Origin of the sequence: Bartonella sp. AP150HLJHH (genome assembly GCF_042196385.1) — a bacterium.
GTDB lineage: Bacteria > Pseudomonadota > Alphaproteobacteria > Rhizobiales > Rhizobiaceae > Bartonella.
On record NZ_JBHIQC010000112.1, the window covers coordinates 1 to 822 of the forward strand.

The following is an 822-nucleotide window of genomic DNA, read 5'->3' on the forward strand; positions in this document are numbered from 1 at the left end:
GGATGTTGATCTCCAGAGCAGTCAAGGTGCGATTGTTGCTGAAAGTGTTTATGGAGCAGGAGATATCACCCTGGTTTTTCATAACGGGCTATCTGTTTCTCAAACAATTCTGTCGCATCAAAATGTTGCCATTCAAGCACAACCAGCAACAAATGCTCCCGTTCATTTTAGACAACTTTTAGCCTATGGCAAGGCAAATATTGAGGGTGGGGCGGTTGACTTTTCTTCGTTGATGACGGGTGAAGAAGCTGTTTTAAAGGTTGGCAGCCTTGATGCAGGGACACTGATGACAGGTGTCGTTTCTACGGGCGGTTCAGGGGATCTTGTTTTAGATGAAAAGGGCTTTCTTTTGATTACAGCAAAAGAAGGGGTGAAGGTTGGTCAGATTGCCAGTGGTGGCAATATTGAAATTTTTGCAGGCAACGACATCTATTATGATCAGGTCATAGGCTATGGCAGTGCAACATTGACATCGGTATCAGGAGAGATCAGTGTTGAGAATGTGCTGTCTGCTGAGGGGGATGTGAGATTGACGGCAAACACTCTCGATTTAAGCAATAATCGTTCTCATATTTACACGCCGCAAACGCTGTATTTAATTGCAGATCATATTGATGTCTCAGAGAGCGAATTGACTTATGGCGGTTTAGACTTTCAAAGCACCAATGCTCTTGATATTCACCATGCGCGGCTACAAGCCGTAAGAGATGGCGGTGGGACTGGAGATATTCTCTTTATTGCTCCAAGCGTTATGGTTGATGAGACAACGTCGGTTTTAGCGGCACGAGATTTCGTGATCAAGACGGGGGAGCTTAGAAATAG

1 pseudogene is annotated in these 822 nt (G+C 44.9%); it reads left to right on the forward strand.

Features of this window, described 5'->3' with window-relative positions:
- A pseudogene (locus ACFING_RS09955) lies at positions 1-822 on the forward strand (filamentous hemagglutinin); the annotation flags it as partial.